This window comes from Rhodococcus sp. LW-XY12 (assembly GCF_019317345.1).
Lineage (GTDB): Bacteria > Actinomycetota > Actinomycetes > Mycobacteriales > Mycobacteriaceae > Rhodococcus > Rhodococcus pyridinivorans.
Genome location: NZ_CP079225.1, coordinates 5,074,068 through 5,083,382, shown reverse-complemented (window position 1 = coordinate 5,083,382; position 9,315 = coordinate 5,074,068). Strand labels below are relative to the sequence as shown.

Genomic DNA, 9,315 nt, shown 5'->3' with positions numbered 1-9,315 from the left:
AGCGGCCGGATGCGGCACTGTCAAGATTTTCACTCGTGTGACGTTCGGAACAACCGGGCCGGATTGCGTCGCCGTACGGGCTCGTCGCGCGCGTCGCCGAACAGCAACGGTGCTGCGTACGGGCGGTCCGAACCGAGCACGACGCGGTCGGGGCCGAGTCCGGACGCCACGGCCTCGACGATCTCGGGACCGTACGACGAGGTGTCGACGAACACTCCGGCCGACGGGACCGTCGCCGGTCCGCCGCGCGCGGCCATCCGGTCGGCGTGCAGCGGCGCGAGCCCGGCGAGCATCGCGAACCCCACGCGCAGTCCGGGGAGGCGAGGGGCCCCGTACTCGTGCCAGGCGAACCACGCGGTGTGCATCTGCGCCACGTACGACACCATCGCCGGCCACCACGGCGGAGCCGACGGATCGGCCGCGGCGGGCCCGGGATGCACGAACAGGGGAGCACCGACGCGGTCGAGTTCGTCGAGGAGCGGGGCGCACCGCGCGTAGCCGTCGGCATCCGCCAACGCGGTGGCGGGAAGCTGGAGACCGACGCAGCCCGCCCCGAGCACCTTGCGCAGCGCCGCGGGATCGGGATCGTCGACCGACGCTGCCGCCCACGCCCCGAACGGGTGCGGCAGCGCGAGCACTCCCTCGTGGTAGGCGTCGAGCAGGCCGGCCCCGTCGGCTGCGGGAAGCGTTTCGATCCCCAGCGGGCTCGACAACGACACCAGCGCCAAGTCGATGCCGTCCTGCGCCGCGAGCTCGGCCCGCCGGGCGATCGAGTGATTCTCCGGTCGCACCTCGTACGGGGGTTCGCCGCCGAGGTACAGCGTCCATCCGACGAGCCGCGGCGCACGGGTGCGTGCCCGTAACGCAGCGACGAGTGGTGCCGGCCAGACGTGCTGGTGGACGTCGACGCGGGGAACGGTCATGCCGTCAGGATGGCAGACCGCCCGCCCGCTGTCCGTTGTCCGCGTCGCCTACTGTCCCGCGCCGCGGGGAACCCATCGTTCGTGCAGCTGTCCGCGCCGGATACCCGGACTCGTCCCGGGCGTCGCGAGAGCGGGGGTGGGTGCCGAGTGACGGCTTCCGACCACCGGCTGCGATCCGGATGCCGGGTCGGCGTGGAACTGCTCGCCGTACTCCGATGGGGGATCGGGCAGGCGGCGCGGCCGATCGATCCGGTACGGATCGTCGTGGTTCCTGCCGGTTCCCTTGAGCAGGCTGGTCGGCAGGTAGATGCTCGCAGTGATGCCGGCATTGGTGGACGAGTCGAAGGTCGGACGCAGACGCACCGTGATGTCGTGACGATCGGCGAGGCGCGCGACCACGAACAGACCCATTCGCCGTGCGGCGCCGGATCCGGCTTCGCCGTCCGAACCCAGCCGCATGTTGATGTCGGCGAGTTCATCTGCGGGAATACTGATTCCGCGGTCGGCGATCTCGAGGAGGAGGCCGCCGTCGACGGCGCGGGAGAACGCGAACGCCACGGTGCTCTCGGGCGGTGAGGCGCGCAGTGCGTTGTCGAGGAGCTCGGCGATCATGTGGACGACGTCGGTGACGGCGCTGCCGACCAGATTGCCGTCCGGCGCATTTCCGATGTTCACGCGCTGGTAGTTCTCGACCTGCGAGAGGGATGCGCGCAGGACGTCGACGAGCGGTGTGTCGGGGACGCGGCCGAGGCGCTGGCGGGTACCGGCGAGGACGAGCAGCGAGTCGCCCGTGCGCCGCATGCGGGCGGCGAGGTGGTCGAGCGCGAACAGGTTCTGCAGACGTGTCGGGTCGCGCTCTTCGTGTTCGAGCGAATCGATCAGCGCCAGTTGCTGTTCCACGAGCGTCTTGTTGCGGCGGGCGAGCGTTTCGAGCATCTCGTTGACCTGCCGGCGCAGCTGGGCCTGCTCGCCGGCCAGACGTAGGGCACCTTCGTTCATGCTGTCGACGGCGCGCGCCACCTCGCCGATCTCCTCGCGGGTGTGGACGCGGACCGGATCGAGTGTGACGGATTCGATCTCGGCGCCGTCCTTGATCGCGGCGAGCGCGGCGGGCAGATCCTGTTCGGCGGTGCGCAGGGTGTCGTCGCGCAGTCGGCGGAGCGGTCGGACGAGCGACATCGCGATCACGATCGCCAGTCCGAGGGCGAGCGCGAGGACGATCGCGATACCGATGGCGTTCTTGAGGGCTTCGGTGCGTGCTTCGGCCGCGAGGTCGTCGAGGGCGGCCACGGCTCGGGTCGCGGAACCGGCGACCTCTTCCTGGTAGATCATGAGGCTCTCGAAGAGCGACCCGCGCAGAGCGGCGACGTTGCCCGCTTCGTTGTCGAGGTTGGCCGTGAGGCTGCGGCGATTCTCGAGCTGGGTCATCAGACCGTCGACCCGGGAGGAGTCGGCGGTCTCGTTCTCGACGAAGGTGTCACGGAGGACGGCCAGTCGCGCGGACTCGACACCGAGGGCGTTGTTCCACATGAGCAGGGCACCGTCGGTTCCGGCGCTCAGCGCGGAGTATGCGAGGACCTGGTCGAGCAGGGACCACTGGGTGTCCCACAGGTCGAGAAGTGTCGCGCTCTCGCGCTGGACGGTGGGGTCGTCCGTGGTGGTGGTGATGGCGCGGTAGGCAGCCTGGGCGCGGCTGACGAATCCTTCGGCGCGCTCGCTGGCCACGGTCGGCGCCAGGGTTCCCGACGACGCGCTGTCGAGCAGGCTCTCGCCCTCGGCGAGCATGCGGTTGATCATCGCCGCGATCTGCGGATCGAGATCCTTCGCGTCGATGTGGTCGCGCAGCGTCGCGGCGGATTCGCGGGCGACCTGGGCGCCGTTGTCGACGGGCAGTGACAGGATCGTCGCTGCCGCGGCGCCGGTGACACTGGTGGCGTAGTCGGCGAGGGTCGGCAGGATGGAGACGTTCTCGGCGGCGGCGCTGTAGGCGTCGTTCTCCTGGTAGAGGTCGTAGACGCGGAGCGAGCCGTACAGGGTCGCTGCGACGATGGGGACGGCGACGACCGCGGTCATCCTGCGCCACAGACGCCAGTTGTCCGGCGTGTACTGCCGGAATTTCCTCATGACACTCACAACGTTTCGCCCCCCGAGCCTCTCTACCTGCCTGAGTCGGCGGCCGGCCGAAACTGGACTTCGGCAAGTAAAGAACTTCGCCTTGGAAATTCGGGCCAGGGCGAATCACGGTTCGCTGCCGTCAGGACGTGGGTCAGAGTAGGTAGTACTTCGCTGCGCTCACAAGATCGCCGTCCAAGTCCGATAGCTGGTATTCGATCTTGTGTATACATCACGGTCGTGCGCTACGATGCCGCCGGAATTTCCCGTTCCGCCGGGTTTCGATGTCAGGGGGGGCGCATGGATCTGCGACGGGTCGATCTCAACCTGCTCGTCGTCCTCGAAGTCCTGCTCTCCGAACGCAATGTCACGCGCGCGGCGCGGCGACTGAACATGTCGCAACCGGCGACGAGTACGGCTCTCGCCCGGTTGCGCAAGCAATTCGACGATCCGCTTCTCGTGAAGAGCGGCCGCACACTGCGTCCCACCGTGCGCGCCCAGGCGATCGTCGAACCGCTCCGCGAGGTGCTGCGGACCCTCGAGCGCTCGGTACTGGCTGCGCCCGGCTTCGATCCCGCGACGGATTCACGCACCTTCACCATCATGACCGGCGACTACGCCGCGATCACCCTCCTGCGTCTGCTGGTCCGGGGGAGCACCCCGGCCGGCATCCGTTTCGATCTGCTGCCGTTCAACGGTGCCGGTCTCGATGCCTTCCGCCGGTTCGAGATCGATCTCGCGGTGCTACCGGAACACGTGCTCGAATCCCCGGAGTTCGAGAGCTGCCGGAGGCAGGTCGTGCTGACCGACAGACTCGTCGGGGCGGTCTGGTCCGGCCACCCGTACACCGGCACCAAGCTCACCCGCGAAGTGCTCGGCCGCTACCCGCTGCTGTCCTACGCGCAGTATTCCGACGACACCAACCTCGGCCGCGCTCTGCTGCGTGCGGGGGCGGTGGCCCAGGTCGGCGCGACCAGCGGCAACCTCGCGGTGCTTCCGTACGCCCTGGAGAACACCCGCATGGTCACGTTCCTGCCCGAGCGCTTGGCCCGGCACCTCGCCGAGATGGCGTTCCTGCGCATCCTGGAACCGACCTTCCAGTTGCCGCCCCTGCGCGAATTCGCGGTCTGGCACGCCGAGCGCGATGCGGATCCCGCGCACGCCTGGCTCCGTGCGCAGCTCGACCCGATCGGACGTCGCCGCGTCGCAGCACAGGCAGGCTGACGACGACGAACGCTGCGGACCGGCCCGTTCGACGGGGTTCGATCCGCAGCGTTCGAGTGGATCCGACGAGGTCAGCGTCCCGATCGACGCTGGAGGATCACCGCGATGACCACGACGAGAATCGCGACCACTCCGACCGGCGCGACCCGCTTCGCGACCGATCCCTTCGCGTACTGCATGAGGTCGAGCGGTTCGGCCTCGGGCTGCGGGGGCGCGGCCGGGGAGGGAGTCGTCGACGGCGTGGGAGGCGTCGAGGTCATCGTCGGCGCCGGTGAGGCGCTCACCGGGCTGGGCGGAACCGACTCGTTCGGCCGCAGCTGCGCGGAGTCGTCGTCCCCGGCGCCGGGCCCGACGAATGCTCCACCGGCCGGCTCGTCGCCCGAACCCGCGGCGGTGAGCGGCGGGCTCGCCGGCACGGACTCGTTGGGCTGCGACTCGGCTGCCTCAGCGGTCGCCGCGGAGGAGGAGGACACAGAGGAGGACGTGGAGGAGGCCGCCGCTTCGGGTCCGAGCTTCTTCGACAGGCAGTCCGCGAACTGCTCGAGGATCTTCCCACCGACATCCGAGATCATCCCCCGCCCGAACTGGGCGGGCTTGCCGGTGATCTTCATGTCGGTGCTCACGATGCCGTCGGTGCGGTCGCCGTCGCCGGTGAGGGTGACGGTGATGGTCGCGGCCACCGTGCCGTTGCCTCGGGTGTCCTTCGCATTGGCCTCGATGACCGCCCGGCGGGCGCTCTCGTCCTTCTCGACGTACACGCCGGTGCCCTTGAACGTGAGCGCCACCGGTCCGAGCTTCACCTTGACGGTCCCGGTGAACGTGTCGCCGTCGACCCCGGTGAGCGTCGCGCCCGGCATGCACGGCGCGACCTTCTCCGGATTCAGCAGGGCGGTCCACACCTCGTCGACCGGGGCGGGAACGGACAGTGTGTGTTCGAGTTGCATGAGGTCCTTTCCGAACAAGTGGTCCGGGATCTCGGTGTTCGGCGTGGAGACGCCTAGACCCCGGAGGCAGTGGTGACCGCTCGTTGGGTGAGTACCCGGGCGAGGTGGCTCCGATACTCGGCGTCGGCATTCCCGTCGGTCATGGGAGCCGTGCCGTCGGTGGCGAGCTCGGCGGCCTCCCGGATCGTCTCGGCCGTCGCGGGCTTACCGATCAGCGATTCCTCGACGCCGCGTGCCCGGACCGGGACGGCTGCCATGTTAGTAAGCGCGATCCTCGCCCGTTCGATGGTGTCGCCGGACGCCTGTAGGGTCGCAGCGACCCCGACGATGGACCACTGCTGGGCCGCGCGATGGAACTTCTCGTAGCGCGCAGACCAGCCCGTGTGCTTGGGAATCCGGACCTCGACGAGGATCTCTCCGGGCTCGACCGCGGTCGTGAAGAAGTCCTGGAAGAAGTCGTCCGTCGCGATGGTGCGACGCCCGGACGGACCGGCCACGGTGAAGGTCGCCTCGAGCGCCACGGCAGGCGCCGCGAGATCCCCGGCCGGGTCGGCGTGCACGAGCGACCCGCCGAACGTGCCGCGGTGCCGGATCTGGGGATCGGCGACGGTCGCCGTCGCCTCGGCCAGCAACCGTGCGTGCTCCGCGACGAGCGGGTCGTGCAGCACATCGTGGTGGGTGGTGGTCGCGCCGATCACCAGGGCGTCGCCGTCGTCGCGGATGCCCCGCAGTTCGGGGATCCTGCCGAGGTCGACGAGCACGGTCGGTGCCGCCATCCGCAGGCGCAGGACGGGCATGAGGCTCTGCCCACCGGCGATGACCTTCGCGTCCTCACCGGCCTCGGTCAGCGCGGCGACCGCTTCGTCGACGCTCGACGGGGCGACGTAGTCGAACGGGGCCGGTATCATTTCGTGCCTCCTCGGGCGTCGCGGAGCGCGTGCCAGATCCGCATCGGTGTACAGGGCATCTCGACGTCGGTGACGCCGAACGGCCGGACCGCATCGAGTACGGCGTTGACGACGGCCGGGGTGGAGGCGATGGTTCCTGCCTCGCCGACACCCTTGACACCCAGCGGATTACCGGGTGCCGGAGTGTCGGTGCGATCGGTGACGAAGGGCGGCAGATCCACCGCGGTGGGTAGCAGATACTCGGCGAACGACGAACTCAGCAACGTGCCCGACTCGTCGTGCACCGCTTCCTCGTAGAGGGCCTGGGCGATACCCTGGGCGAGTCCGCCGTGCACCTGACCCTCGACGATGAGCGGATTCACGACGTGCCCGACGTCGTCGACGCACACGTACTTGCGGATCCGCGCGTGCCCCGTCTCGGTGTCGACCTCGATGGCGCACAGGTGGGTGCCGTGCGGGAACGAGAAGTTGTCGGGATCGTAGGTCGCCTCGGAGTCGAGGTTCGGTTCGACACCGTCGGGCAGGTCGTGCGCGGCGAACACCGCGAGCGCGACGTCGGTGAGCCCGACGGACTTCGAGGTGCCCTTGACGCGGAACTGTCCTGCCTCGAAATCCAGATCGTCCTCGGAACATTCGAGCAGGTGTGCGGCGATCGGCCGGGCCTTGGCGACCACCTTCTCGGCGGCCTTCACGACCGCGATGCCGCCGACGGCGAGCGAGCGGGAGCCGTAGGTGTCGAGACCGCGCGGTGAACTCTGCGTATCGCCGTGCAGGATCTCGATGTCCTCGAACGGGATTCCGAGCCGGTCGGCGACGATCTGGCTCCACGCCGTCTCGTGGCCCTGACCGTGGGCGGACGAACCGGTGACGACCTCCACCTTGCCGGTGGGGAGCATGCGGATCGCGGCGTGCTCCCAGCCGCCGGCGCCGTAGGAGAGTGAACCGAGCACCCGCGACGGGGCCAGGCCGCACATCTCCGTGAACGTGGAGACACCGAGACCGAGCTGCACCGGGTCGTTGCGCTCGCGTCGTTCGGTCTGCTCGCGCCGTAATGCGTCGTAGTCGAACAACTCTCGGGCCTTGGCGGTCGCGGCCTCGTAGTTGCCCGAGTCGTAGGTCAGGCCCGCGACGGTGTCGAACGGGAACTCCTCGTGCTTGATCCAGTTCTTCTCGCGGAGCTCGAGGGGATCCATGGACAGTTCGACGGCGAGCTCGTCCATGATGCGTTCGATCGCGAAGGTGGCCTCGGGGCGTCCGGCGCCGCGGTAGGCGTCGGTGGGCACCTTGTTGGTGAACACGTTGGTGCAGGCGAACCGGTACGAGTCGAACTTGTAGATGCCGTTGAACATGAACGCGCCGAGGATCGGCACACCCGGGGTGACGAGACGCAGGTAGGCGCCCATATCGGCGAGCAGTTCCACCTTCAGGCCCGTGACGGTGCCGTCGCGGCGCGCGGCGAGGGTCAGCTTCTGGACCTGGTCGCGGCCGTGGTGCGCGGCGAGCATCGACTCGCTGCGCGTCTCGGTGTACTTGACGGGCTTGTGTAGGCGACGCGCGATGAGGAGCGTGAGCACCTCCTCCGGCGTGACCTGCAGCTTGCCGCCGAAACCACCGCCCACATCGGGGGCGATGACGCGCAGTTTGTGCTCGGGGAGACCGAGGGTCATCGCGAGCATCAGCTTCAGCACGTGCGGGACCTGGGTCGCCGACCACATGGTGATCTGCGAGGCGGTGGGGTCGACGACGACCGATCGCGGTTCCATGAAGGCCGGGATGAGCCGCTGCTGCCGGAAGGTCCGTTCGACGACCACCTCCGCGTCGCGGATCGCGTCCTCGACGTTGCCGCCGCTGCCGGCCTCGGCGGAGTCGAACACCCATGTCGCGCTGACGTTGGTGCCGAGATCGGGGTGGACGAGGTCGCCGTCCTGCGCCGCGCTCTCGAGATCGAGCACGACCGGCAGGTCCTCGTAGTCGACGTCGATCGCGTCGAGGGCATCGTGGGCCTCGTATGCGCTGCGGGCCACCACGACTGCGACGGCCTCACCCGCGAACCGCACGGTGTCGACGGCCAGGGCCGGGGCGTTCGGGGTCTTCATGTCCTCGGTGATCGGCCACGCGCACGGCAGGCTGCCCTGCTCCTCGGCGAGGTCGGCGCCCGTGTAGACGGCGACGACCCCCGGCTTGCCCCGGGCCTCGGAGACGTCGAGTCCGGTGATGCGGGCGTGCGCGATCGGGCTGCGCAGAATCGCGGCGTGCAGCATCCCAGGGAGCACGATATTGTCGGTCCAGCGCGTGCGGCCGGTGATGAGGTGCTCGTCCTCCTTGCGGCGGCGTGCCCGGCCGAGTTCGGATTCGCCGGTGCCCTCGTCGGTGGTGGGATCCACGGTGCTCGTCATCGTCATACCTCCTGCGTGGCGGCCGGGTTCTCGCGCAGTCGCTGAGCGGCGTCACGCGCAGCGGCCACGATGTTCTGGTATCCGGTGCAGCGGCACAGATTTCCTTCGAGACCGTGCCGTACGTCCTCGTCGCTCGGATCGGAGTTCTCGGAGAGCAGGTCGATGGTCGCCATGATCATCCCGGGCGTACAGAAGCCGCACTGCAGTGCGTGCTTCTCGCGGAACGCCTCCTGGACCGGATGCAGGCTGCCGTTCGTGGTGAGCCCTTCGACGGTGGTGACCGAGTGTCCGTCGGCCTGTACCGCGAGCATCGAGCACGACTTGACGCTGCGGTCGTCGAGCAACACGGTGCAGGCGCCGCAGTTGCTCGTGTCGCAGCCGACCACCGTGCCCACCTTCCCGAGTCGATCTCTGAGGTAGTGGACGAGAAGCAGTCGCGGTTCCACGTCGTCCGTGTACTGCGTTCCGTCTACGGTGACAGTGATGCGCATCGATCCTCCAAGTGCCTCGCGTAGCGCAGTGATACAGATCACTGACACTCTGCTGCATATCGCGCGTCGAAAGGACCCGAATCGCCGAAATCGCCTTTGGGCTCGCGTCGATCGGAGGCGGGATCGTCACGAGACACGCCGGCTGGTCGAGGCGGAGGGCGCCAAGGAACATCTGGTGCACTACACGACCAGCAAGCACGCCCTCGTCGGGATGGCGCGGGCCTTCGCCGCCGAACTCGGACAGCACGACATCCGGGTCGACAGCATCCACCCGGGCGCGGTGAACACTCTTAAGTGTCAATACAGGGATGTATTGT

At 68.7% G+C, this 9,315-nt stretch carries 7 protein-coding genes and 1 pseudogene; 2 read left to right on the top strand and 6 right to left on the bottom strand.

The window, feature by feature from the left end:
- Nucleotides 1–29: 29 nt before the first annotated feature.
- A complete protein-coding gene (locus tag KXC42_RS23565; RefSeq protein WP_019290572.1) occupies nt 30–923 on the bottom strand; it encodes an amidohydrolase family protein in 894 nt (297 codons plus the stop codon).
- 48 nt (nt 924–971) lie between these two features.
- Nucleotides 972–3,047 (bottom strand): ATP-binding protein, encoded by a 2,076-nt coding sequence (locus tag KXC42_RS23560; protein WP_219129698.1) that lies wholly within the window; start codon nt 3,045–3,047, stop codon nt 972–974.
- Between the two features lie 288 nt (nt 3,048–3,335).
- Between KXC42_RS23560 and KXC42_RS23555 the strand changes: the two genes are divergently transcribed.
- Entirely contained in the window at nt 3,336–4,259 is a 924-nt protein-coding gene (locus KXC42_RS23555; RefSeq protein ID WP_006550773.1) for a LysR family transcriptional regulator, read from the top strand.
- Nucleotides 4,260–4,330: 71 nt separating this feature from the next.
- On the opposite strand, the gene KXC42_RS23550 is transcribed toward KXC42_RS23555, so the two are convergent.
- From KXC42_RS23550 to KXC42_RS23535, 4 genes are read right to left on the bottom strand one after another with little or no spacing between them, the layout of a single operon-like run.
- A complete protein-coding gene (locus tag KXC42_RS23550) occupies nt 4,331–5,203 on the bottom strand; it encodes an SRPBCC family protein (RefSeq protein ID WP_219129696.1) in 873 nt (290 codons plus the stop codon).
- 53 nt (nt 5,204–5,256) lie between these two features.
- Nucleotides 5,257–6,111: a xanthine dehydrogenase family protein subunit M gene (locus KXC42_RS23545; RefSeq protein ID WP_219129695.1), complete on the bottom strand. Its 855-nt coding sequence runs from the start codon at nt 6,109–6,111 to the stop codon at nt 5,257–5,259.
- Nucleotides 6,108–8,507 (bottom strand): xanthine dehydrogenase family protein molybdopterin-binding subunit, encoded by a 2,400-nt coding sequence (locus tag KXC42_RS23540; protein WP_024102442.1) that lies wholly within the window; start codon nt 8,505–8,507, stop codon nt 6,108–6,110. Before KXC42_RS23540 ends, KXC42_RS23545 begins: the two co-directional genes overlap by 4 nt.
- 2 nt (nt 8,508–8,509) lie before the next feature.
- On the bottom strand, nt 8,510–8,998 hold the full coding sequence (locus tag KXC42_RS23535; protein ID WP_006550769.1) for a (2Fe-2S)-binding protein: 489 nt from the start codon (nt 8,996–8,998) through the stop codon (nt 8,510–8,512).
- 172 nt (nt 8,999–9,170) lie between these two features.
- Between KXC42_RS23535 and KXC42_RS23530 the strand changes: the two are divergent.
- Nucleotides 9,171–9,287 (top strand): annotated as a pseudogene (locus KXC42_RS23530) (SDR family oxidoreductase); the annotation flags it as partial.
- Between the last annotated feature and the right edge of the window lie 28 nt (nt 9,288–9,315).

Coding starts and splice junctions, on each gene's coding strand:
- KXC42_RS23565 (WP_019290572.1), bottom strand. CDS start 923: ATGACCGTTCCCCGCGTCGACGTCCACCAGCACGTCTGGCCGGCACCA.
- KXC42_RS23560 (WP_219129698.1), bottom strand. CDS start 3,047: ATGAGGAAATTCCGGCAGTACACGCCGGACAACTGGCGTCTGTGGCGC.
- KXC42_RS23555 (WP_006550773.1), top strand. CDS start 3,336: ATGGATCTGCGACGGGTCGATCTCAACCTGCTCGTCGTCCTCGAAGTC.
- KXC42_RS23550 (WP_219129696.1), bottom strand. CDS start 5,203: ATGCAACTCGAACACACACTGTCCGTTCCCGCCCCGGTCGACGAGGTG.
- KXC42_RS23545 (WP_219129695.1), bottom strand. CDS start 6,111: ATGATACCGGCCCCGTTCGACTACGTCGCCCCGTCGAGCGTCGACGAA.
- KXC42_RS23540 (WP_024102442.1), bottom strand. CDS start 8,507: ATGACGAGCACCGTGGATCCCACCACCGACGAGGGCACCGGCGAATCC.
- KXC42_RS23535 (WP_006550769.1), bottom strand. CDS start 8,998: ATGCGCATCACTGTCACCGTAGACGGAACGCAGTACACGGACGACGTG.